Origin of the sequence: Ruminococcus sp. RTP21358st1_G6_RTP21358_211008 (assembly GCF_040908885.1) — a bacterium.
GTDB lineage: Bacteria > Bacillota > Clostridia > Lachnospirales > Lachnospiraceae > Blautia_A > Blautia_A faecis.
In genome coordinates this window covers 1-24,464 of the sequence record NZ_JBDGDM010000061.1, presented here as the reverse complement: position 1 = coordinate 24,464, position 24,464 = coordinate 1, and the positions used below count along the sequence as shown (strand labels likewise).

Annotated in this window: 21 protein-coding genes and 2 pseudogenes; 18 read left to right on the top strand and 5 right to left on the bottom strand. The window is 44.8% G+C overall.

The annotated features are described in order from the left end of the window. Positions 1–606 precede the first annotated feature (606 nt). Together AB5Z12_RS18310 and AB5Z12_RS18305 are read left to right on the top strand one after the other, a co-directional pair. Positions 607–1,104: a TRAP transporter small permease gene (locus AB5Z12_RS18310; protein ID WP_118583920.1), complete on the top strand. Its 498-nt coding sequence runs from the start codon at positions 607–609 to the stop codon at positions 1,102–1,104. Further along, complete coding sequence (locus tag AB5Z12_RS18305) at positions 1,105–4,422, top strand: TRAP transporter large permease subunit (RefSeq protein WP_313721951.1); 3,318 nt, start codon at positions 1,105–1,107, stop codon at positions 4,420–4,422. It abuts the gene before it with no gap. Positions 4,423–4,541: 119 nt separating this feature from the next. On the opposite strand, the gene AB5Z12_RS18300 is transcribed toward AB5Z12_RS18305, so the two are convergent. Beyond that, positions 4,542–5,135, bottom strand: a complete 594-nt coding sequence (locus AB5Z12_RS18300) for a LysE family transporter (RefSeq protein ID WP_313721953.1) — start codon at positions 5,133–5,135, stop codon at positions 4,542–4,544. A 308-nt stretch (positions 5,136–5,443) separates the two neighbouring features. Between AB5Z12_RS18300 and pap the strand changes: the two genes are divergently transcribed. Further along, a complete protein-coding gene (gene pap / locus AB5Z12_RS18295; RefSeq protein ID WP_368357466.1) occupies positions 5,444–6,919 on the top strand; it encodes a polyphosphate:AMP phosphotransferase in 1,476 nt (491 codons plus the stop codon). Positions 6,920–6,948: 29 nt separating this feature from the next. Here the strand turns inward: pap and AB5Z12_RS18290 are convergent. Next, positions 6,949–6,999, bottom strand: a pseudogene (locus tag AB5Z12_RS18290) (DUF6783 domain-containing protein); the annotation flags it as partial. Between AB5Z12_RS18290 and AB5Z12_RS18285 the strand changes: the two are divergent. Continuing rightward, positions 6,976–7,083 (top strand): annotated as a pseudogene (locus tag AB5Z12_RS18285) (DUF6783 domain-containing protein); the annotation flags it as partial. The pseudogenes AB5Z12_RS18290 and AB5Z12_RS18285 overlap by 24 nt on opposite strands. A 100-nt stretch (positions 7,084–7,183) precedes the next feature. Here the strand turns inward: AB5Z12_RS18285 and sigG are convergent. Next, positions 7,184–7,963 carry an RNA polymerase sporulation sigma factor SigG gene (gene sigG / locus AB5Z12_RS18280; RefSeq protein WP_148461856.1) on the bottom strand — a complete coding sequence of 260 codons (780 nt, stop codon included), beginning with the start codon at positions 7,961–7,963 and terminating at the stop codon, positions 7,184–7,186. Between the two features lie 144 nt (positions 7,964–8,107). Beyond that, positions 8,108–8,365: a PRC-barrel domain-containing protein gene (locus AB5Z12_RS18275; RefSeq protein ID WP_118583926.1), complete on the bottom strand. Its 258-nt coding sequence runs from the start codon at positions 8,363–8,365 to the stop codon at positions 8,108–8,110. Between the two features lie 201 nt (positions 8,366–8,566). Between AB5Z12_RS18275 and nrdR the strand changes: the two genes are divergently transcribed. Beyond that, positions 8,567–9,016, top strand: a complete 450-nt coding sequence (gene nrdR, locus AB5Z12_RS18270) for a transcriptional regulator NrdR (protein ID WP_173719442.1) — start codon at positions 8,567–8,569, stop codon at positions 9,014–9,016. Positions 9,017–9,127: 111 nt separating this feature from the next. Here nrdR and gdhA read toward each other — a convergent pair whose 3' ends face one another. After that, positions 9,128–10,462 (bottom strand): NADP-specific glutamate dehydrogenase, encoded by a 1,335-nt coding sequence (gdhA, locus tag AB5Z12_RS18265; RefSeq protein WP_118583930.1) that lies wholly within the window; start codon positions 10,460–10,462, stop codon positions 9,128–9,130. A 222-nt stretch (positions 10,463–10,684) separates the two neighbouring features. Between gdhA and AB5Z12_RS18260 the strand changes: the two genes are divergently transcribed. The 13 genes from AB5Z12_RS18260 to AB5Z12_RS18200 all read left to right on the top strand — a co-directional run bounded on the left by AB5Z12_RS18260 (position 10,685) and on the right by AB5Z12_RS18200 (position 24,387). Continuing rightward, the gene (locus AB5Z12_RS18260) at positions 10,685–11,902 is read left to right on the top strand and encodes an aminotransferase class I/II-fold pyridoxal phosphate-dependent enzyme (protein ID WP_195392000.1); all 1,218 of its coding nucleotides are present in this window, start codon (positions 10,685–10,687) and stop codon (positions 11,900–11,902) included. Between the two features lie 140 nt (positions 11,903–12,042). Further along, a complete protein-coding gene (locus AB5Z12_RS18255; protein ID WP_195380349.1) occupies positions 12,043–13,407 on the top strand; it encodes a citrate/2-methylcitrate synthase in 1,365 nt (454 codons plus the stop codon). A 2-nt stretch (positions 13,408–13,409) separates the two neighbouring features. Continuing rightward, positions 13,410–14,270, top strand: a complete 861-nt coding sequence (locus AB5Z12_RS18250; protein WP_368357465.1) for a patatin family protein — start codon at positions 13,410–13,412, stop codon at positions 14,268–14,270. Between the two features lie 155 nt (positions 14,271–14,425). After that, positions 14,426–14,929, top strand: coding sequence for a YqeG family HAD IIIA-type phosphatase (locus AB5Z12_RS18245; protein ID WP_187566155.1), 504 nt, complete (start codon positions 14,426–14,428; stop codon positions 14,927–14,929). Next, complete coding sequence (locus AB5Z12_RS18240; protein WP_187566156.1) at positions 14,926–15,429, top strand: shikimate kinase; 504 nt, start codon at positions 14,926–14,928, stop codon at positions 15,427–15,429. Before AB5Z12_RS18245 ends, AB5Z12_RS18240 begins: the two co-directional genes overlap by 4 nt. A gap of 136 nt (positions 15,430–15,565) precedes the next feature. Beyond that, entirely contained in the window at positions 15,566–16,123 is a 558-nt protein-coding gene (efp, locus tag AB5Z12_RS18235) for an elongation factor P (protein ID WP_118583940.1), read from the top strand. A 245-nt stretch (positions 16,124–16,368) separates the two neighbouring features. After that, positions 16,369–17,376, top strand: a complete 1,008-nt coding sequence (locus tag AB5Z12_RS18230; protein ID WP_368357464.1) for an aldo/keto reductase — start codon at positions 16,369–16,371, stop codon at positions 17,374–17,376. Positions 17,377–17,591: 215 nt separating this feature from the next. Then, a complete protein-coding gene (locus AB5Z12_RS18225; RefSeq protein ID WP_368357463.1) occupies positions 17,592–18,584 on the top strand; it encodes a BMP family protein in 993 nt (330 codons plus the stop codon). Positions 18,585–18,793: 209 nt separating this feature from the next. After that, positions 18,794–20,305, top strand: a complete 1,512-nt coding sequence (locus tag AB5Z12_RS18220; protein ID WP_334285815.1) for an ABC transporter ATP-binding protein — start codon at positions 18,794–18,796, stop codon at positions 20,303–20,305. Continuing rightward, positions 20,305–21,357, top strand: coding sequence for an ABC transporter permease (locus AB5Z12_RS18215; RefSeq protein WP_173735349.1), 1,053 nt, complete (start codon positions 20,305–20,307; stop codon positions 21,355–21,357). The genes AB5Z12_RS18220 and AB5Z12_RS18215 overlap by 1 nt, the downstream gene beginning before the upstream one ends. Further along, positions 21,357–22,298: an ABC transporter permease gene (locus tag AB5Z12_RS18210; RefSeq protein WP_173719435.1), complete on the top strand. Its 942-nt coding sequence runs from the start codon at positions 21,357–21,359 to the stop codon at positions 22,296–22,298. Before AB5Z12_RS18215 ends, AB5Z12_RS18210 begins: the two co-directional genes overlap by 1 nt. A gap of 8 nt (positions 22,299–22,306) precedes the next feature. Further along, positions 22,307–23,062: a MerR family transcriptional regulator gene (locus AB5Z12_RS18205; protein WP_368357462.1), complete on the top strand. Its 756-nt coding sequence runs from the start codon at positions 22,307–22,309 to the stop codon at positions 23,060–23,062. 56 nt (positions 23,063–23,118) lie between these two features. Next, positions 23,119–24,387 (top strand): amidohydrolase family protein, encoded by a 1,269-nt coding sequence (locus tag AB5Z12_RS18200; protein ID WP_368357461.1) that lies wholly within the window; start codon positions 23,119–23,121, stop codon positions 24,385–24,387. The last annotated feature ends 77 nt before the right edge of the window (positions 24,388–24,464 follow it).

Here is a 24,464-nt window from a genome sequence, read left to right as displayed (position 1 = left end):
CGTTGCGCCGGCGAGTGAGCAATCACCATTGTCCGAATGCGTCCGCCTTGAACAACTTTCAACACACTAAATAGCAATTGCATAATTATACTTGACTTCCCCGAATTTTAGTAGTAAAATTACTTCAGTTCGTTAAACAACTAAATTAAAAAAGGATTAAATTCCTTGAAGGGAAGAAGTAGAAACAGAAGCACCTTGTCTACAGAGAGCTGTGTCGGTGGAAAGCAGCGTCAGGTCTGTTTTGAAGATCATCCCCGAGAAGGGAAGCCGAACGCTTCATAAGTATCCGTTTTTTCAAACAGGAACCAGATACGAAGTGAAGAACTGCATCAAGTAGGTTTCCACGGTTGTTCCCCGTTATCGGAATCGCGTATGTCGGTACGTTGTCTTTTCGTACTTGTTTCAAAGGGGAAACAGGGTGGTTGCGGTCTAATATGGTCCGTCCCTAGTTCAGGGGCGGACTTTTTTTGTGTAACAGGAAATTTCGTTGGAACTTTCTGTTGCACAAAAGCCCTGCCGGGCAGGATCGCACTGCGGCTGCATAACAGATAGTTCCATTTTACGAAAGACGAAAACCGGACAAGTAAATTAAGCGGAGGAGAGATCATGAAAGTCTTCAAAAAAATCATGAATGCAGTAGCAGCAGTAGAAAATTGTATTCTGGTAGTGTCTACCCTGCTGATACTGGTTCTGACCGTGGGAAATGTTTTTTCCCGAAAAGTGATCCATCGTTCCTGGTCCTTTACCGAGGAACTTGTGGTCGCAGTCTTTGTATTGATTACCTTAATGGCTGCAGCACTTGCATGCCGCGAAGGAGAACTGGTTAACCTGTCACTGGTTACAGACCGTCTCCCTGAGAAACTGAAAAAACCATCTGTTATCCTTACCACTGTTCTGTGCATTATTTTTACCGCAATCTTATTCTGGTTCGGTATGGAAAAAGTAATCACACAGCTGGAAAACGGAAAACGTACCTTCGTTCTGAACTGGCCGGAGTGGATATTCTGGTCCTTCGTGCCAATCGGATCCGGATGTATGATCTTACATTTTATTGAATACTGTCTTGACTATTGCACAGGCAATCTGAAAAAGGAGGATAAATAAATGATAAGTGCAGTTCTTTTTATTTCATTTTTTGTTTTCCTGATCATGGGAGTTCCCATTGCAATCTGTCTGGGACTGTCCTCCGTCTGTGCAATCCTGTACTCCGGAACCTCCCTTACCATCGTTGCAACCAATATGTATGCCGGAATCAGTAAATTTCTCCTTCTGGCTATCCCGTTTTTCGTACTTTCCGGAAATATCATGGCAAAAGCCGGAATTTCCAAAAGACTTGTCAGATTCGTAGATACCTGCGTGGGACATAAAAGAGGCGGCATCGCCATTGTATGCGTTATTGTAGCATGCTTCTTCGGCGCAATTTCCGGATCCGGACCTGCAACGGTAGCAGCACTTGGAGCAGTTCTGATCCCTGCAATGGTAGAGCGGGGAGGCTTCAGCGCACCGTTTTCCACAGCCCTGATGGCAACATCAAGCTCCATCGCCATTGTCATCCCGCCAAGTATTGCATTTGTTGTATATGCTTCTATCACAGGCGTATCTATTGCAGATATGTTCATGGCAGGAATCGTACCTGGAATCCTGATGGGCGTTGCCCTTGTGATCGTAGTTATGGTGGAAGCCAGAAAAAAAGGCATTCAGCCAGCCCAGAAGAAAGCGACTGCAAAAGAGCGCTGGGATGCATTTAAGGATGCTTTCTGGGGATTCTTAATGCCGGTTATTATTCTTGGTGGTATTTATGGCGGTATTTTTACTCCTACTGAGGCAGCAGCTGTATCCGTTGTATACGGTCTGTTTGTAGGTATGGTGATTTATCGTGAGGTTAAATTAAAAGATCTGTTTGACCTTTGCGTGGATTCTGCGAAAACAACTGGTGGAATCATGCTGATCGTAGCATGTGCTTCCCTGTTTTCCTATGTATGTACCAAATTCGGTATCGCAGACGCAGCTTCAGCGCTCCTTGGAAGCATTGCACATAACCAGTTTACCTTCCTTCTGATCGTAAACATTATTTTCCTGATTGCAGGCTGTTTCATCGATGCAAACTCTGCTATGTACATTTTTATTCCGGTCATGCTTCCGGTATGTAAAGCACTTGGCTATGATGTGGTTGCATTTGGTGTGATGGCAACTGTAAACCTTGCAATTGGACAGGTAACTCCGCCAGTTGGTGTCAACCTGTTTGTGGCAATCGGAATCAAGATCAAAAAAGGCATGGAGGTTACCCTTCAGGAAATTTCAAAAGCAGTTATGCCCATGCTGGCAGCCTGTGTGGCAGTGCTTCTTGTGGTTACCTATATTCCGGTAACTTCAACGGCTCTTCCGAGAGCACTTGCTAAAAATGGTGCATATTCCGGAGATTCTTCCTCTGGTGACACCGGCTCATCCGCAGCTTCTGCAGCCGGAGACGGGGATTATTCCTTCAATGAGATTGCAGACTACAGTGATCTTGGCTGGGAGGAAACTACCTGGAATTTTGCATGCTCTACAACTGAGACTTCTACCTGGGCAGACGGCGGCCGCAAGTTTGGCGAGCTGATGGAAAAGGCCACAGGAGGAAAAGTAAAAGTAAATATATATGCAGCAGACCAGCTGACAAACGGAAACCAGTCCGAGGGAATCCAGGCACTGATGAACGGAGACCCGGTACAGATTTCCATGCATTCCAACCTGATCTATTCTGCATTTGACCCAAGATTTAACGTAGTTTCCCTGCCGTTTATTTATGACTCTGTAGAAGATGCAGATGCCAAGTTTGACGGTGAGGCTGGTGAGAAATTAAAAGAAATTCTTGGTGAGTACGGACTCCATTGCATGGGTATTGCAGAGAACGGTTTCCGTGAACTGACCAACAGTGTCCGCGAAGTAAAATCTGTGGATGATATGAAAAACCTGAAAATCCGTGTTGCCGGTTCCAACCTTCTTATGGAATGCTATAAGAGATGGGGCGCAGATGCAACCAACCTAAACTGGTCTGAGACTTACACAGCCCTTCAGCAGAACACAGTTGAGGGTCAGGAGAATCCGCTTCCTGCAATCGATGCAGCCAGTGTACAGGAGGTTCAGCCATACTGCTCCATGTGGGATGCCATCTATGACTGCCTGTTCTTCTGTATCAACCAGGAAATTTATGACGGTCTTACACCGGAACAGCAGGCTGTTGTAGACGAGGCAGGCCAGAAAGCCGTAGAGTACGAGCGTTACATCAACCGCTCCGGTGATGAAGAAATCACGAACCGCTGGAAAGACAAAAACGGCGTTACCTTCACTGCAAAAGAGGATATGAACATTGAGTCCTTTAAGGAAGCTGTTGACGGTGTAGATGAGTGGTTCATTGAGGAACTGAAATCCCAGGGATACGAGGATGCAGAAGAGCTGGTAGAGGCATTTACCGGAATTGGCGATTACAGTGACCTTGGCTGGGAGGAGACTACCTGGAATTTTGCATGCTCCACAACTGAGACTTCTACCTGGGCTGATGGAGGCCGCAAGTTCGGCGAGCTGATGGAAAAAGCTACAGGTGGAAAAGTAAAAGTAAACATATATGCAGCAGACCAGCTGACAAATGGAAACCAGTCCGAGGGGATCCAGGCACTGATGAACGGAGACCCGGTACAGATTTCTATGCATTCCAACCTGATCTATTCTGCATTTGATCCGAGATTTAACGTAGTCTCCCTGCCGTTTATTTATGATTCTGTGGAAGACGCAGATGCCAAGTTTGACGGTGAAGCAGGAGAGAAGATGAAGGAAATCCTCAGTGAGTATGGACTGCATTGCATGGGTATTGCGGAGAACGGCTTCCGTGAATTGACCAACAGTGTGCGTGAAGTAAAATCTGTGGACGATATGAAGAACCTGAAAGTCCGTGTTGCAGGCTCCAATCTTCTTATGGAATGCTATAAGAGATGGGGGGCAGATGCAACCAACCTGAACTGGTCTGAGACTTACACAGCTCTTCAGCAGAACACCGTAGAGGGAGAGGAGAATCCGCTTCCTGCAATCGACGCAGCCAGTGTACAGGAGGTTCAGCCATACTGCTCCATGTGGGATGCCATCTATGACTGTCTGTTCTTCTGTATCAATCAGGATATCTATGATGGCCTTACACCAGAGCAGCAGGCTGTTGTAGACAAGGCCGGAAGAATGGCTGTTGAGTATGAGCGTTACATTAACCGCTCCGGGGCCAATGAGATCATGAATCGCTGGGAAGAGAAAAATGGCGTTACCTTTACAGCAAAAGAGGATATGGATATTGATTCCTTTAAAGAGGCGGTAGAAGGCGTAGACCAGTGGTTTGTGGAAGAACTGAAAAACCAGGGATATGACGATGGTCAGGAACTGGTGGATGCATTTAAGTAAGACAGCATAAGCGTGTATCAATTTGATACATGTGCCTCATAAATTGAACAGTGCCCTATAGAAAACACCTCCCGAAATGTGAGTAACCAACATATTCCGGGAGGTGTTTTTGGTCTGTCTTACAGTAATCCAGTGATCCTGAGAGAGCACCACACAAGCAGCAGGGCCATGATCCCATTCATCAGCTTATAATGGCTGCTGTAAAATCTTTTCAGTACATTTCCTGCAAATGCCCAGAGCAGATTTCCCAGGGCTCCAAGAAACATCAGATATACAGCGAAGCAAAACAGTATAGGAACCCTTGCTTCATAGGGCAGAATATAAGCGGAAAACATGGTTAGCCCATAGATAATGATCTTTACATTTATCAGCTGCAGGAAAAATCCCATCAGCCAGGTTGGCTTTTTGTCCTGGACATTGTCAGAGGGCGGAATCCTGCGCCAGGTCTGCCAGGCAAGATAGAGTACATAAGCTGCGCCAAAATATTTCATAACCGGCTGGATCCCTGGAATGATTTTCCCAAGAGTACTGCAGAACAGTCCGGAAAGACACATCAAAGTGAGAGATCCGCTCCAGATTCCGGTCATAAAGCGGATATTACCGGAAATGCCGTATTTGCTGGCTGTGGACAGCAAAAGAATATTATTGGGACCAGGCGACCAGACGGTAAGGATGGCAGACAGGGTCATTTCTATGAAGACAGATAAAGGCATGGGACTTCCTCCTTAGGTAAGTTTAAACATCTGAGCTACGAAAAGAAAGGTGTAACATACAAAACGCTGTGTGTTCGTAAAACCCATACAAAATATGATTTTTAATAATAACACAAAAATATCGGATTGTATATAAGAGGATAACGATCGCAATCGAAATTCGGTTAAATGTTTGTTAAATTCGTGCAAAATGGGAACGATTATGTTATAATGCAGAAAATAAGGCGGATATAAAAAAATAGAATTTACTTTTAGCAGGAAAAATTGCTTTGAGTTTGAAAATAATGATACGTGAGGAGGACGTGTTTATGCTGAAAACCTGGATCCCGGAGGAGATTCCGGAAAAAGAGGAGCTGAAGAAACGGATTAAAGAAGCTGGCGAGAAGCTGTATCAGCAGCAGATGAAGCTGAAAGAACACAAGCTGCCTGTGCTGGTACTTTTTGAAGGCTGGGGTGCATCTGGCAAAGGAACCACTATTGGCAGAGTGATCAAATACATCGATCCCCGTTTCTTTAAAGTAGCAACCATGTCAAAGCCTACAGAGGATGAACTGCGCAGACCATTTCTATACCGGTATTTTAATCAGATTCCGGAAGCCGGCAAATTTACTTTTCTGGATTCTGGCTGGATGGAGCAGACCTGCAAAGACTGTCTGAACGGTCTGGAAGAAGAGGATTATGCAAAGCGGATCGACAGCATCAAACATTTCGAGCGACAGCTCACAGACAACGGTTATCTGGTCCTGAAATTTTTCATGCAGATTGACAAAAAAGAGCAGACCAGACGTATTGAGAAGCTTAACAAAGAGCAGGATACAAAATGGCGTGTGGATGCCTTTGACAAGTGGCAGAACGAACATTACAAACATTGCCAGAAGATTTTCGACCGCTACCTGACAGACACGAATACTTCTATTGCACCATGGTATATTATTGATGCAAAAGACCGCAACTTCGTAGAACTTCAGGTTCTTGAAATAATGGTAAATAACATTGAGGTAGCTTTGCAGAACAGCACACACAGCGCACCGCTTCTCCCAAACATTTTTTCGCTTGAGAAAATGCCGAAGCTTTCGGAAATCGAATTGACAGACAAGGTGATCGAGGATGAAGAATACAAGAAAGAGCTGAAGCATCTCCAGAAGAAGCTGGGCGAACTGCATAACCGTCTGTACCGCAAGCGTGTGCCGGTGATCATTACTTATGAAGGCTGGGACGCAGCCGGAAAAGGAGGTAATATTAAGCGGATCACAGAAGCCCTTGATCCCCGTGGCTTTGAGGTCCATCCAATCGCCAGCCCGGAACCTCACGAAAAGGCGCGTCATTACCTCTGGCGCTTCTGGACCAGATTGCCCAAAGACGGTCACATTGCCATCTTCGACCGCACCTGGTACGGCCGCGTAATGGTAGAGCGTCTGGAAGGCTTCTGCAGCGAGAACGACTGGAAACGTGCTTACAACGAGATTAATGAATTCGAGAAGGAACTGTCCGACTGGGGTGCCGTGATTATCAAATTCTGGGTCCAGATCGACAAAGACACCCAGCTGGCCCGCTTCACCGACCGTCAGAACAATCCTGAAAAACAGTGGAAGATCACCGACGAAGACTGGCGCAACCGCGAAAAATGGGATGCTTATGAATGTGCTGTAGATGAAATGCTTGCCAAGACAAGCACCACCTATGCACCATGGCATATCCTGGAATCTGTAGACAAGAAGTATGCGAGAATTAAAGCTCTTAAGATTGTAATAAAAGAATTGGAAAAGGCATTAGAGCGTACTTGAAAAATCATTCCCGCAATCTGCACGCCCCACTTTGCGGTATATTTTGCCCGAATTCGGTTGCCGTAGCCCGCTACGGCGCCCTCATCCGGACAAAATCTCCCACAAATTGTGACGCACATCTTGCAGAAGGCCTTTTTCAAACGTATTCTGGAATAGAAGCATAATAAGCAAAATCGCTGGCCAACAACCAGCGATTTTGCAATATATTCATGCAGCAGATCATGTAAGGGGCGGATTTCGTGATGCCGGGATCCATGATTTCCGTCACGCTCTCAGATAATTCCGCATGGTTTTAAGTGCATTCTTTTCCAACCGGCTGACCTGTGCCTGGGAAATTCCGATTTCCTGGGCTACCTCCATCTGGGTTTTGCCCTCGTAAAAACGCAGATCAATAATATGCCGTTCCCGCTTATTCAGCCGGTTTATAGCTTCCCGGAGGGACAGATTTTCCACCCAGGTCTCCTCCTTGTTTTTTTTATCGCTGATCTGGTCCATCACATAAAGCGTATCCCCGCCTTCCGTATAAACCGGTTCAAAAAGCGACACCGGATTCTGTATCGCATCCATAGCATATACGATCATCTCTTTATTTATCCCTATTTCGCTGGCAATTTCCGCAATGGTAGGCTCCCTCAGATTTGTTTTCATATAAGTTTCTTTTGCATAGATAGCACGATAAGCAATATCCCGCAGCGACCGGCTCACCCGGATACTGTTATTGTCACGAAGATACCTTCGTATCTCTCCAATGATCATAGGCACTGCATAAGTGGAAAATTTTACATTCAATGTAGTGTCAAAATTATCAATTGCTTTTATAAGTCCAATGCAGCCAATCTGAAAAAGATCGTCCATATTTTCGCTGCTGTTGGAAAAACGCTTGATCACGCTGAGAACCAGCCTCAGATTTCCTTTGATATAAAGTTCCCTGGCTTCTTCATCACCCTCCTTGATCCTGCGAAAAAGCTCTTCTTTTTCTTCTGCCTTCAGTACCGGAAGCTTCGATGTATTGACTCCGCAAATTTCAACTTTGTTAAGTGCCATTATTTGAATCCTCCTTTTGTGCATCGCGAAGCGTGCTGCTGAGAACGAAGTGAACAGTAACAATGATTCTCACGTGGGAGGATAAATATTCTTTTTTCGGGAAAATATAAAAATTATTGCCCCTTGACAATTGGGAAAATAGAATTAAGCCTTTTTACAGCAATACTTTTCATCAATTTCTACCAGGATAATGTCATCTCCGATCTGCCGGATACAATTCCATGGAATTATATATTCACTTCCGGCTCCCCAGAAACAAAAGCAGAAACTGCCAGGTCCGGGAACCACAAGGGCGGTAATACATCCGGTTTCACAGTTAAATTCCACATCCACCGGACAGCCAAGTGTACGGCAGGTACAGATATTGATCACTTCTTTTTGCTTTAATTCGCAAATACGCATGAAAAGCACCTGTTTTTTATGATATTATGCAAAAAGTCTGAAAATATGTATGGAGTTTATTGACATACTTTCTATGATTAAAGTATAATAAGAAATAGGTAATTCAGTCCGTTTTATGTTACTGAGCGAACAGAAAAGAGGAAAGTCTGCTGCCCAGATTGTATGGCAGAAGGGGAGACATGAGGAAGGGGAAATAAATACATGAGATGTCCATACTGTAATCAGGATAATACAAGAGTAGTAGATTCAAGACCAGTGGAAGAGACCAATTCCATAAGACGCAGAAGACTGTGCGATTCCTGTGGAAGAAGATTTACCACTTATGAGAATGTGGAGACAATCCCGTTAACCGTAATCAAGAAGAATCTGAACCGTGAGCAGTACGACCGCAATAAACTGATCAACGGTGTCCGCCGCGCCTGCTACAAACGTCCCATTGCCAGCGATAAGCTGGAAACCATGATCGATGCCATAGAAGGCGACATCTTCAATGCCGAAGATAAAGAAATCTCCAGCACGAAAATCGGAGAAATCGTGATGAGCCATTTAAAAGATCTGGATTCGGTGGCGTATGTGCGATTCGCTTCTGTGTATCGGGAGTTTAAAGATGTCAGTACCTTTATGGATGAATTAAAGAAATTTTTAAATTAGAAAAATCCTCGCCAGAGAGCGGGGATTTTTTCTGTATAAACAAGTATTAAATGGAATAAAAAAGACAGGCCGCAGCGGACCTGTCTTTTTGAAACTTCAGATGACAGAGAATCAGCAGATGCCCTGAGCTTTCATAGCATCTACAACTTTCTCAAATCCGGCGATGTTAGCACCGGCAACATAGTTGTCTTTCATACCATAACGCTTAGCAGCGTCATCAGCTTTGTGGAAGATGTCTACCATGATTCCATGAAGCTTCGCATCAACTTCCTCTGCTGTCCAGGAAAGTCTCATGGAGTTCTGGCTCATCTCAAGAGCAGAAGTAGCAACACCACCAGCGTTAGCTGCTTTACCAGGCATGAACAGAACACCGTTCTCCTGGAGATAAGTTGTAGCATCAAGAGTAGTAGGCATGTTCGCACCCTCAACTACATATTTGCAGCCGTTTGCAACAAGTGTCTTAGCACCATCAAGAGCAAGCTCGTTCTGGGTAGCACATGGAAGGTATACATCACATTTGATGTTCCAGATTCCGGTACCTTCTGTGTAAGAAGCACCCTCAACACGGTCTGCGTACTCTTTGATACGTCCACGTTTTACTTCTTTGATATCTTTCACAATGTCAAGCTTGATTCCTTCTGGATCATAAATATATCCGTTGGAGTCACACATAGCAACAACCTTGCCGCCAAGCTGCTGAGCTTTCTCTACAGCATAGATTGCAACGTTTCCGGATCCTGTTACGATGAATGTCTTTCCATCAATAGAATCGTTATGTGCTTTCATGATCTCGTCAAGCATATAAACAACACCATATCCGGTAGCCTGTGTACGGATCAGAGATCCGCCGTAGGTAAGTCCTTTACCTGTGAGAACACCCTCGTATAATCCGCGGATTCTCTTGTACTGTCCGAATAAATAACCGATCTCACGTCCGCCTACACCGATATCACCTGCCGGAACATCAGTGTCAGCACCGATATATTTGGAAAGCTCTGTCATGAAGCTCTGGCAGAATGCCATAACCTCTCTGTCAGATTTGCCTTTCGGGTCAAAGTTGGAACCACCTTTACCACCACCGATTGGAAGTCCGGTAAGGGAGTTCTTAAATGTCTGCTCAAATCCAAGGAATTTTAAGATACCCTGGTTTACTGACGGATGGAAACGAAGACCACCCTTATAAGGTCCGATAGCGCTGTTAAACTGTACACGATATCCCTTGTTTACCTGAACAACGCCCTTGTCATCTACCCACGGAACGCGGAAGGAAATGATTCTTTCCGGCTCTACAAGGCGCTCCAGAAGGGACATGCTGCGGTATTCTTCTTCATTTTTGTCAATTACGACCTTCAGGGAATCCAGAACTTCCTTTACTGCCTGGTGAAATTCAGGCTCACCTGGATTCTGTGCTACGACTCTTTCGTATACTTCTTCTGTGTAAGACATTGTAATTCCTCCTCATCCAGATAGGTGTAAAATTTTTTAACGACGCTATTATACACTAAAGTGCTAAAAATGAAAAGAGTTTTTTTCATATTTCCAAAAATTTCATTAAGGCTTGCGAAAATGAGCCAAATATGAGATGATAGATAGCAAGAAATACATTATGCCGGAGCAGGAAAAAGACAGATATGCCGGACATAAGTAGTAAGATGAGGAGTGAAATAAATGAAAACATTCGAGAAGTCCAGTAAACTGGATAACGTACTTTATGATGTGCGAGGACCGGTAGTGGATGAAGCGGCCAGAATGGAAGAGGATGGAATGGAGATTCTGAAGCTGAATATCGGCAATCCATATCCATTTGGATTTTCTGCACCGCAGGAAGTAATTCTGGACATGCTGAGCAATATTCGTACCTCTCAGGGATATTCCGATTCCAAAGGAATCTTTTCTGCAAGAAAGGCCATTATGCAGTATGCCCAGCTTCGAGGAATTCCCGGGGTTACCATGAGTGATATTTATACAGGTAATGGTGTCAGTGAGCTGATCAATCTCTGCATGCAGGCACTTCTGGATAACGGGGATGAGATTCTGATCCCTGCACCGGATTATCCTTTGTGGACAGCTACTGCGACTCTGGCAGGTGGAAATGTAGTTCATTATATTTGTGATGAGCAGTCTGAATGGTATCCGGACATTGATGATATTAAGAGCAAGATCACAGACAAGACCAAAGCGATTGTTATCATTAATCCGAATAACCCTACAGGAGCAGTTTATCCTAAGGAGATCCTGGAGCAGATCGTGCAGATCGCAAGAGAGCACGAGCTGATCATTTTTTCAGATGAGATATACGACCGTCTGATCATGGATGGCTATAAGCATACTTCTATTGCATCCCTTGCACCAGACGTATTCTGCGTTACTTTTTCCGGACTTTCCAAGTCCCATATGATCGCTGGTTTCCGTATTGGATGGATGATCTTAAGTGGTGCCAAGAATAAGGCGAAGGGGTATATTGAAGGTATTAACATGCTTTCCTCCATGCGTCTTTGCTCCAATGTTCCGGCCCAGTCCATTGTACAGACTGCACTTGGCGGATACCAGAGTGTAAATGAGTACATTCAGCCAGGCGGAAGAGTTTATGAGCAGAGAGATTTTATCTACAAGGCACTCAATGACATTCCGGGAATCACAGCCGTAAAGCCCAAGGCTGCGTTCTATATTTTTCCGAAGATCGATACAGAGAAATTCAATATTCACAATGACGAGCAGTTTGCTCTTGATTTCTTACATGAGAAACAGGTGCTTCTGGTGCCGGGCAAGGGCTTTAACTGGAATTGTCCTGACCACTTCCGTGTAGTATATCTGCCGAATGTGCGTCAGCTGGAGAAGGCTATGGACAAGCTGAGGGATTTCTTGTCCACCTATAAACAGCGATAAAAAGATAATAAAACAATGGCAGTCACAGATTATCCATTTACAATGCCGGAGCAGAAGCATCCGCTTCTGACTCTGACAGCATTAATAATTGAGGGAGGAACGGATTATCGGACGGATTAAAAAGAAAGGAGTTTATTTGAATGGCAGGATTTAAGATGAAAGTAACACCGGAAATAGAGAACCTGACGGAGGTTTGCAAGGAGCATTCCAGCCTGGATCTGTCTCTTTATCAGAAGTATGATGTTAAGCGAGGGCTTCGTGACATCAATGGTAAGGGCGTTCTGGCAGGTCTGACGCAGATTTCCAATGTATGCGCCACGAAGGTGGTTGACGGCAAGGAAGTGCCCTGTGCGGGCAGTCTTTCCTACAGGGGATATGACATCAAGGAGTTGACCAGGGGATTTATTGAAGATGACAGATACGGCTTCGAAGAAACTACCTATCTTTTACTGTTCGGCAAGCTTCCGAATGGGGAGGAACTGGAGGATTTCACCAAGCTTCTGGCGAACCAGCGCTCCCTTCCTACGAATTTCGTAAGGGACGTTATCATGAAAGCACCGTCCAAGGACATTATGAATGCCCTGTCCAGAAGTGTGCTTACACTTTATTGCTATGACAAGGAGCCGGATGATATTTCCCTTCCGAATGTACTGAGACAGTGCCTGAATCTGATCAGTGTATTTCCTCTTTTATCTGTTTATGGATATCAGGCTTACAATCACTATGTATGCGGCAAGAGCCTTTATATTCACAATCCGAAGAAAGAGCTTTCCACAGCGGAGAATATCCTCCGTATGCTTCGCCCGGATAAGAAGTATTCCCATCTGGAGGCGAAGATCCTGGATCTTGCCCTGATCCTTCATATGGAGCATGGTGGTGGTAATAACTCTACATTTACCACACACGTTGTTTCCTCATCCGGAACAGACACCTATTCTGCCATCGCAGCTGCTCTCGGCTCTCTGAAAGGTCCGAAGCACGGTGGTGCCAATATTAAGGTTGTAAGCATGTTCCAGGATTTGAAGAAGAATGTGAAGGATATTTCTGACGAAGAGGAAGTAAGAGAGTATCTGAAGAAACTGCTTCACAAAGAAGCTTTTGATAAGAGAGGTCTTATTTATGGTATGGGACACGCGATCTATTCGGTATCGGATCCCCGTGCCCAGGTACTGAAAGGCTTTGTTGAGACTCTGGCCAGAGAAAAAGGACGTATGAAAGAATACAATCTTTACGCGATGGTAGAGCAAATGGCTCCGGAGGTTATCGCCGAGGAACGCCATATTTACAAGGGTGTCAGCGCAAACGTGGATTTTTACAGCGGTTTTGTTTACAGCATGCTGGATCTGCCTCTTGAGCTGTATACACCGATTTTTGCAGTGGCACGTATTGTGGGCTGGAGCGCCCACCGAATGGAAGAGCTGATCAATACAGACAAGATCATCCGTCCGGCTTACAAGAACGTTCTGGCTCCGGCTGTATACGTACCGCTTAAGGAGCGTGAATAAGAATGACAGTGAAGCATCAGTCTTCCCTGGTCCTGGAGGGCGGGGGAAGCAGGGGAGTATTTACAGCAGGGGTTCTGGATTATCTTATGGAAAAAGAGGTGAAATTCCCATATGTGGTGGGTGTTTCCGCTGGTTCCTGCAATGCTCTTGATTATGTATCCTGGCAGCCTGGAAGGACCAGAGACTGCATGATCATAGAGGATAAGGCAAACAGCTATATTGCTACTAAGGAAGCTCTTAAGAAGCATGAGCTTTTTGACATGGATATGCTGTTTGACAAATATCCAAATGAATTGTTTCCGTTTGATTTTGATACTTTTTTTCAGTCAGATACGGAGTGTGAGATGGTAGTGACCAACTGCCAGACTGGTGATGCGGAATATATGACTGAGAAGCATGACAGACGTCGCCTGATGGATATTGGAAGGGCTTCTTCCAGTATTCCCGTTGTAAGTCCCATGGTAGAGATTGACGGTGTTCCTTATCTGGATGGCGGCATTGCAGATTCGATTCCCCTGATCCATGCCATGGAGAAGGGATATCGAAAGAACGTGGTGATCCTTACCCGAAATATGGGTTACCGCAAGAAGAAACCGGGAAAGAGCACTCCGCTTTATGTGGCTGCATTTCGGCATTACCCGGAATTTTTGAACACTTTATATAATCGTTACCGCAGCTACAACCGGACTTTGGAGCTTCTGGAAAAATGGGAGAGGGAAGGACATATTTTTGTCATCCGCCCGGAAATTCCCACTGTGGGGCGTGCGGAGGCGAACAAAGAGAAGCTGATGGCGTTTTATCAGCATGGTTATGATGTGATGAAAGACCATTATGAGGAACTGCAGGCGTACCTAAGCAGGTGACGGGATCTTGACAGAACCTCTTGGGAAACAGGCGCGAAATCATGTGAATACATGATTTCTGTGCATTGCAAAGCGCGTTGCCGGAGTTTGTTTGAAAAATCATTCCCGCAATCTGCACTATCATAGAAAATAAAAGAATTAAAGGATGTAACAGAATGTTTGAACGCTTTTTTCCAGATGAATATCTGGATTCAGCATATGTAGTCAACTATGAAAAACTATACCAGGAGGGATACAGGGGGATTTTGTTTGATATCGACAATACCCTGGTTCCTCATGGGGCACCGGCAGATCCGGAAGCTGTCCGGCTTTTTCAGCAGCTTCGCGACATTGGCTTTTCCTGCTGTCTGGTGTCAAACAACAGGAAAAAAAGGGTAGAACCCTTTGCCGCTTCAGTAGGCGCTCAGTTCATTGAAATGGCTGCCAAGCCGTCCAGAAAAGGCTATGAAAGGGCCATGGAGAGACTTGGAACGAACACAGGGAATACGGTCTTTATCGGAGACCAGCTTTTTACCGATATATGGGGGGCTAAGAATGCTGGCCTTCGTAATATTCTGGTAAAGCCGATCAATCCCAAGGAAGAGATCCAGATCGTGCTGAAGCGCTATCTGGAGAAAATTGTATTACATTTTTATACCAAGGAGGAGAAGAATTCATGAACCATATTGTGGTGATCGGATTTATGGGTTCTGGCAAGACAAGAGTGGGGAAACGTCTGTCCAGTGACCTGGGACTGACATTTGTGGATGTGGACAAGGTGATCGTTAAGAAGATGAACATGTCCGTAAAGGAGATTTTACAGAAATTTGGAGAGCCATATTACCGTGCTCTGGAGACTATGACTGTGAAAGCTCTGATTGAAGATAAGGAAAGAAAAGTGATTTCTCTTGGCGCAGGTCTTCCGGTTCAGGAGCAGAATGAGCAGTATATTAAGCAGCTGGGTACAGTTGTTTACCTGAAGGGGTCTGCTGAGACTCTCCGCAAGAGGCTTGAGGGAAATAGCAATCCTCTTCTGGAAGGCGAAAATCAGGATGAAAAGATCAAAAAGCTTCTGAAACAGCGTGATCCGATTTATCATAAATTTGCAGATATTGAAGTTGTGACAGGAGTGAAGCCTTTTGAGGAACTAATCAAGGAAATTGAAGAACAGCTTCCGTGAATACAAAAGTATTTTGCCATAATATATGGGAAAAACAGGAAAATTTGGCTGCATATGAAAAAAAGTAGTTGAAAAAATGGTACATATATAATAAAATATTTCTAGTCATAAGCACTATAAGGAGGAAAAATTAATTATGATTTCAGCAGGTGATTTCAGAAACGGTGTCACAGTAGAAATTGATGGCAACGTTTGTCAGATCGTAGAATTCCAGCACGTTAAACCGGGTAAGGGAGCTGCTTTCGTTAGAACCAAATACAAAAATATTATTACAGGATCCGTGTTAGAGAAATCTTTCCGTCCTACAGAGAAATTCCCTACAGCACGTATCGAGCGTGTTGATATGCAGTATCTCTACAGCGATGGCGGATTATATTACTTCATGAACGTAGAGACATTTGACCAGGTTGGTCTTACAGAAGAGCAGGTTGGCGATTCTCTTAAATTTGTAAAAGAGAATGAGATGGTTAAGATCTGTTCTCACAATGGCAATGTATTCGCTATTGAGCCTCCGTTATTCGTTGAGCTTGTAGTTACAGAGACAGAGCCAGGATTCGCTGGAAATACAGCTCAGGGTGCTACCAAACCGGCTATCGTTGAGACAGGAGCACAGGTAATGGTTCCGCTGTTCGTTAACCAGGGCGACAAGCTGAAAATCGACACCAGAACAGGCGAGTACCTGTCACGAGTATAAATAAATAACTGCGGAGCAGTTATTTATTTATGAGCAAGTAGCGGATGCGGATTGCGAATATCCGCTAGAATAACTGCGGAACAGTTATTTATTTATGAGCAAGTAGCGGAAGCGGATTGCGAATATCCGTTCTAAATCGCATAAGCTGTTTATTTATGTGCCATCGGCGTATGCCGGTGGCATATTTTGTTAATTTCAGACACATTTTATAAATTATTGTATACCAAAAATAAGGAGGAGCACAAATGGAATATACAACACTTGGAAAAACTGGTCTTAAGATTTCCCGTATGGGCTTTGGCGGAATCCCCATCCAGAGAATTGACGCGGAAGGTACTAAGAAATTAATGAAGCAGCTGGCAGAAGAGGGTGTGAATTATATCGATACAGCCAGAGGCTATACGGTCAGCGAGGAGTATCTTGGTTATGCCCTTGAAGGAATTCGTGACAAATTTGTAATTGCCACCAAGAGTATGGCAAGAATCAGAGAGACCATGGCAGCAGACATTGAGAAGAGCCTTGGCAATCTTCGAACCAATCACATTGACCTGTATCAGGTACACAACCCAAGCATGGAACAGCTGGACACTGTTATAGGTGAGGGCGGTGCTCTGGAGGCTTTATTGGAGGCGAAAGCAGCCGGTAAAATTGGTCATATCGGTCTGACTGCACATTCTACAGCTGTTTTTGAGCGCGCACTGAATCTGGACTGGGTGGAGACAATCATGTTTCCATATAATATCGTAGAAAACCAGGGCGACGAGCTGATCCGCAAATGTCAGGAGAAAAATGTGGGCTTTATTGCCATGAAGCCATTAGCAGGTGGTGCAATTGAGAATGGCACTCTTGCACTTCGTTATGTCTGTTCCAACCCGGCTGTTACGGTGGTAATCCCGGGAATGGCAGAAGTATCTGAACTGGAAGAGAACATTAAGGCATGCTCCGACGCAGCACCTCTTACAGAGGCAGAGCTTGCAGAAATAGAACAGATCCGCCATCAGCTGGGTACTAATTTCTGCCGTCGCTGCAATTACTGTGCGCCATGTACGGTTGGAATCAGCATTCCAAGCGCATTCCTTTTCGCAGGATATCTGGAACGCTACAATCTGGCTGACTGGGCGAAAGACCGCTACGGCAGCATGGCAGTGAAAGCTTCTGCATGTGTGGGATGCGGCAAGTGCGAGACAAGATGCCCATATCATCTGCCAATCCGGGAAATGCTGAAGAAGGTTGCAGAAGAATTTGGAGAATAATAAAAACTGCCCTGTGCGTCTTCAATGGTTTTTCAGATAATTTTGCAAAAAAAGAAAAAAAGTATTGACTCTATAGTAACTATATAGTTTACTATAAAGAAGCCTTAAGAAAACCTTATAGCAACTACAAAGTTGTGGATAAGAAAAATAAGCGATACTGGCCACGGAGTGAACAGTATCGAATACACGAAAACAGGATCTGATCAAGGAGGATTATGATGAAAAAACTGGTGGTTATGGGATTAGCAATGGCAATGACAGCGGCTATGGTAAATGGTGTATGTGCTCAGCCGGTACAGGCAGCTGATGGAGAAGGACTGAAGGTAGCACTTTTACTTTCCGGAGCAGCAAATGACCAGGGCTGGAATCAGACAGCATACGAAGGAGCACAGAAAGCCTGTGAGAAATACGGATACGAACTGGCTTACACAGAGAACCTGGAAGTTGCTGATATTTCCGCCGCTTTTGCTGACTATGCAAGTGCAGGTTATGATGTGGTAATTGGTCACGGATATGAGTTCGGTGATCCTGCACTGGAAGTTGCAGAGACCTACCCAGACACCAAATTCATCTGCACAGAGGCTGACGCTTCCGCTGACAACGTAGCTTCCTACGTTATGGCATGTGAGCAGACCGCTTATGTAGAAGGAATCATTGCTGCTTCTACTTCTGAGTCTGGTAAACTTGGCGCCATCGGACCGATCCCTGGAGATTCCCTTGTAAAGATCATTAACGGATATGAAGACGGAGCAAAATCCGTAAATCCTGATATCGAAGTTCAGACAGCCTGGACAAACTCTTTTGTTGATACACAGCTTGCACAGGAAGCTGCAAAAGCTATGATCGACAATGGCGTAGACGTAATCAAGCATTGTGCAAATGCTTGCGGAAACGGTGCAATGACAGCAGCTGTTGAGGCTGGAATCTGGTGCCAGGGCGATTCTTACGATCAGAGCTCTTTAGCACCTGACAATATTCTTGATTCTGCAATTTACAATCTTGATGTTGTAATTGATACTGCCCTTGGCAGCGTTGCAGACGGAAGCTTTGAGGGAGATGTTTACAACCTTGGTATGGCAGATGGCGCAGTAGAAGTTCTCCTTTCCGACAATCTTTCCGATGATGTGAAAGCAACTGCACAGGATGCAATTGACAAAATCATTTCCGGCGAGCTTGAGGTTGAGCGCGACTACACAATGAGACAGTAAGAAATCGGATTTGTAACCGCGGATTGAGATATCTGTTTTTATAAAAATGGCTTGCAATCTGAAATCCGGCAACTGATTGTTCAAAGACAAATGAAGCTGAAATGGAGGAAAGTTATCAATCAGTCAGTGGAGATAACCTTCCGAAGTTTCAGCTTTTTAAAACACTTTAATTATACGAGAAAAAGGAGAAAACCATGTCTCTTCTTCAAATGAAACATATCTGTAAATCATTTTCCGGCGTATATGCAAATGAGGATATCAACCTGACAGTAGAAAAAGGTGAGATCCATGCTCTCCTCGGTGAGAACGGAGCCGGAAAGACCACACTTGTTAATATTATATTTGGTCTTTACACTGCAGACAGCGGTGAAATTTTGTGGAAAGACAAGCCAGCGGATTTTGCCTCTCCAAGGGAAGCTATCGATGCAGGCATTGGAATGGTCCAGCAGCATTTTTCCCTGGTAAATAAAATGACAGTTCTGGATAACATTGTCCTGAATCTGAAGGACAACTCCTTTTTCCTGGACAGAGCTGCTGCAAAAAAGAAGCTGACTGATCTGGCAGAAAAATACGGACTCTACGTGAACCCGGATGCTGTGATCAGTGATCTGTCAGTGGGAGAACAGCAGCGAGTGGAAATCCTGAAAGCATTATACAGAAATGTAGAACTTCTGATCCTGGATGAGCCTACTGGCGTGCTCACCCCTCAGGAAACCACGCAGTTTTTCGACGTTCTCCGCAATCTGAAAAAAGAGGGTTATGGAATCATTATCATCACCCATCGTATGAGCGAGATCATGGCAATCAGTGACAAGGTTACCATTCTTCGGGATGGCAGACAGGTGGCAGATCTTGTGACTGCAGACACCAATCCGGAAGAGCTGTCTGCCTATATGATCGGACGAGAGCTGAATGATGACTATCATATAGAAGGTTCTCCCAAAAAAGATATTATGCTGGAATTGAAAAATGTGTCCAATCATCACAGAAAACACAGCCGTCATAAGCTTGAGAATATCAGCCTTACCATTCACAAAGGGGAAATCCTTGGAATTGCCGGTGTGGAAGGAAACGGACAAAAAGAGCTTGCAGAGGTGATCACCGGAATTCAGAAAACCGGTGAGGGCGAAATTCTTCTGGACGGACAGAATCTGGCAGGAATCAATATCCGCGGACGTTATGAAGCAGGTGTTTCCTATATTTCAGAGGACAGATTGTCAGACAGTCTGATCACCGGAATGAACATTTCAGAAAACCTTGTTCTCCGGGAATATGGGAAGCTTCCATTTGCAAACCATTCTATTATAAACAAAGCAGCTATTCGTAAAAATGCAGCAGAAAAAATGAAACAATATCAGGTGCGCGCATCCGGAAAGTCGGGGATTGATACGCTTGTAAAGCTTTTGTCAGGTGGAAACCAGCAGAAGCTGATCATAGCCAGAGAACTGAACGATCATGCAAAAGTGATCGTGGCAAGCCAGCCTACCAGAGGTCTTGACATCGGTGCTACAGAATTTGTCCGTCAGCAGCTTATAGATCAGAGAAATGCAGGAAAAGGTGTTATGCTGATATCCGCAGACCTGGAAGAAATTATGGCGTTAAGTGACAGGATTGCAGTGCTTTTTGGTGGAAAAATCGTGGGAATCCTGAATAGAGAAGAAGCTACTGTACAGAAAATCGGCCTTCTCATGGGCGGAATTTCAGAAGAGGAGGCAAGATAATGGAGAAGGAAAAAAGAACAAGAGGGATTACAGATGTACTTCTGATTCTTGTAATCACAATTCTGGCAGGTACGGTTTTGATCCTTGCATGCGGCGCAAGCCCGGTGGAAGCATACGGTCTTTTCTTCCGTGGAATCTTTGGAACACCTGCAGGATTTGCAGAAATTTTTGTAAAAGCATGCCCGCTGATCCTTACAGGTCTTGGCTGCGCAGTAGCATATCGTACCGGCTTTTTCAACATTGGTGCAGAAGGACAGTTTTATGTAGGGGCAATGGCAACTACCATGGTAGCTCTGAACTGGACTGCTGTTCCGGGAATACCAAGAATTATCCTTTCCCTGGTAATCGGATTTCTGGCAGGTGGCGTGTGGGCGCTGATCGCAGCAGTGTGCAAAGCAAAATTCAATATTTCCGAAATTATTGTCACTATCATGCTGAACTATATTGCAATTAATTTTCTTGGCTATGCAGTCCGTTCCTTCCTGATGGACCCGGAAGGAAATGTTCCCCAGTCTGCGAAAATTGACAAAGCCGTACAGCTTGGAACCCTGATTCGTGCAACCCGTTTTCATGCAGGTATTCTGATCGCAATCATCTGTGTACTTGTAGTATGGTTTTTCCTGGAAAAAACAACTATGGGATACGAATTGAAGGCAGTTGGACTGAACAAACGTGGAAGCACCTGCAACGGTATTTCTGTTATGAAAAATATTGTGCTTTCCGCCTTTTTAAGCGGCGGACTTTCTGCAGTGGCAGGTGGAATCGAGGTCCTTGCCATTCAGAAAAAGCTTCTGGAAGGAATTTCCTCAAACTGTGGCTACACGGCTGTTTTGATCGCACTTGTGGCATTCAACAATCCTATTGGCGTATTCTTTGTGGCAGTGCTTTATGCAGCAATGCAGGTAGGTGCAAGCTCCATGCAAAGACAGCTTGGAGTACCGTCTGCGATCGTTAATATTTTGATCGGTCTGGTTGTTGTTTTGATTCTGGGAAGAGAGCTGTTCCATTTCAAAAAGAAACAGGCAAAAGTTGGAAAAGGAGGAAATGCGTAATGCTTCAGCAGATTTTCAGTTTAAGCTTTATGACGGCTTTTCTGGCCGCAGCAGTTCGTCTGGCAGTGCCGCTTATGTATGGCGGAATTGGTGAGACCATTGCGGAAAAATCCGGTATTCTGAATATCGGAATGGAAGGTGTTATGCTCAGCGGTGCATTCTTTTCCTTCGCCGGTGCCTGGTATTCCGGCAATCTGTTTGTGGGACTTCTGTGCGGTATGGCAGGAGGACTTATAGTCAGTCTGCTTCACGGACTTCTATCCATTACGCTGATCCAGAACCAGTCTGTATCCGGTCTTGCCATCAACATGCTTATGCTTGGCGTCACCAGCTTTTTGTTTAAATTAATGTCAAATGGACAGGGCTATCAGCAGATCGAGACCTTCCCAAACATTGCAATTCCAGGATTGTCAAAGATTCCGCTGATCGGAGATGCATTTTTTAACTGTGATTTCCTGACCTATATCCTTTATGTGCTCCTGATCCTGACCTGGATTTTTTACAAAAAAACCAATCTGGGACTGTCCTTTATGGCAGTAGGAGAGCACCCGCGTGCAGCAGAATCAGCAGGTATTCAGGTGAAAAAATACCGCTGGATTGTGATGGTGTTCAACGGAATCCTTGGAGGAATCGGCGGTGCATATCTGGTACTGGTACAGCTTGGCGTTTTTACGGAAAATATGATTTCCGGCCGTGGCTATATTGCTCTTGCAACTGTTATTCTTGGACGATACACACCTTTTGGAATGTTTGGAGCAGCTCTTTTGTTCGGAGCGGCCAATGCCCTGCAGATTCGTCTCCAGACCATCGGCGTATCCATTTCCCCATTCCTTCTGGCAATTTTGCCATATGCGCTGACCCTTATTGCAATGCTTGGTGCTGCTGGAAAGAACAGTGAACCAGAAGCTCTTGCTAAGCCTTATGTAAAAGGCTCAAGATAGGAGTATCTATGGCAAATAAAGAGTATCTGAACGTAAATGAGCTGGCGACCTTATTCGGATTGAACGTGCAGACCCTGCATTATTATGACAAAATCGGAATTCTGAAGCCCAGCTACAGAGACCCGAAAAACGGATATCGGAAATATCGTTTTGATCAGACTTATAAGCTTGCATCCATCCGCTATATGCGAAAACTGGGTTATTCCATTGAGGCAGTCCGGGATTTTCAGGACACAAAAAGTCCTGATGAGGCGCTTAAAAGACTGAAGGAGCGTTCCGCAGCCATTCATGCCCAGTGGGAAGAGATGATGCGGATCGACCATGCGATTTTGCGAAAAATACAGTTTATTGAAGATTCGAAAGCAGGAATTGATTACGAAAATATCCAGGTGGTGAAATATCCAGAGCGAAAATATATTCCCATCGGAGCAGAAGAGGAGCTTTATGCAGGCGAATCATTCTACTTTTATCCAACCATTGTATTTTATGGGGAAAATAGCAAGGAATTTGGAGCGCTTCTTACAGATGCCGTTCCAGAGGAAAATGCGGAGATACGCACGATTCCTGCAGGAACCTATGTGGTAGGGTATCACAAGGGGGCATATGAACAGATTCAGGACAGCTTTAAACGGATAAAGGAATGGGGACGGAATCTGAATCTGGAGGATACCATTCTGGCGCTGAATATCATCGACCAGTTTGTGGAACAGAATAATGATAATTATTCTACCAGGATCGAGGTCAGGATTGCAGATACAAAATAGAGGAAAAGCTACGCGAGAAAGAAAAATGCAATGATTAAGAATGTGAGGGATAAAAAATGGCAGTAAAGATTTATCACGGAGATATTTTGTTTACACCGTCAGCAGACAGGTTAGAGATTCACGAAAACAGTTATATAATTGTGGAAGAGGGAGTTGTTTCACAGATTTGTGAAAAGATTCCGGAGCAGTATCAGGGCGCAGAGGTTGTAGATTACGACGATAAGCTGATCATTCCGGCTTTTTCCGATCTTCATGTACACGGAGCCCAGTATGTACAGCGAGGAATCGGTATGGGCTGTCTGCTTTCCGACTGGCTGAATCATTATACATTTCCGCAGGAATCCCGTTTCCAGAATATGGAGTATGCAAAAAACTGCTACGATGCATTTGTAGATGATATGCTCCGCCATGGTACTTTCCATGCCAATGTTTTTGCAACCATTCACCGTGAGGCCACAAACTATCTCTTTGATAAAATGGAAGAGAAAGGCATGTATGGTTATGTGGGAAAGGTGAACATGGACTGCAATTCTCCGGAATTTCTCACCGAGACCACAGAGGATTCCCTGAAGGAAACAGAGAAGTATCTGGCAGAACATGAGGGCAGCAAAAAGGTAAAAACCATTCTGGCTCCCCGTTTTGCCCCGACCTGCAGCAAGCCGCTGATCGATGGTCTTGGCAAGCTGGCTGCAAAATATCATTGTGGTGTGCACACTCATCTGGTGGAGTCTCTCTGGGAGGCACAGGAAGCTCTGAATCTGTTTCCAGGCTATGGCTCTGATGCAGAAATTTATGAGCGCGCAGGCCTGATGGATCATGGTCCGTCTATTTTCGCCCATGTTATTTTCCCAACTGAGGAAGATAAGCGGATTCTGAAAAAACATGGAAGCTTTTCTGTTCACTGCCCGGATGCCACTGTGAATATTATTGCAGGAATAATGCCGCTGCAGCATATGGAGGCTGAGGGACTGAAAATTGCCATGGGAACTGACATTGCCGGTGGCCACGGAATCGGCATCTACCGCCAGGTTGCAAGAGCCGTACAGTTATCCAAGCTGAAAGAATTCTACGAGCCACAGGAAAGTAAGACCATTACTATTACACAGGCATTCTATCATGCAACCAAAGAGTCTGGAAGTGTATTCGGTAAGGTTGGTTCTTTCGAAAAAGGGTATGCATTTAATGCCCTTGTGATTGATAATATGGAAGATCCATGGACAAAAATGACGGCAGAGGAGAAACTGGAGCGCTTCTGCTACATCGGAGATGACCGGAATATTAAGGCCAGATATATTGATGGGGAGCTGTTGGAGCAGGAATTTTAGAAATTTGCTATTTAGTGTGTTGGGAGGGTGAAAAGTTTTCAGGAGGGACGCATTTGGACAATGTGTATTACTCACTC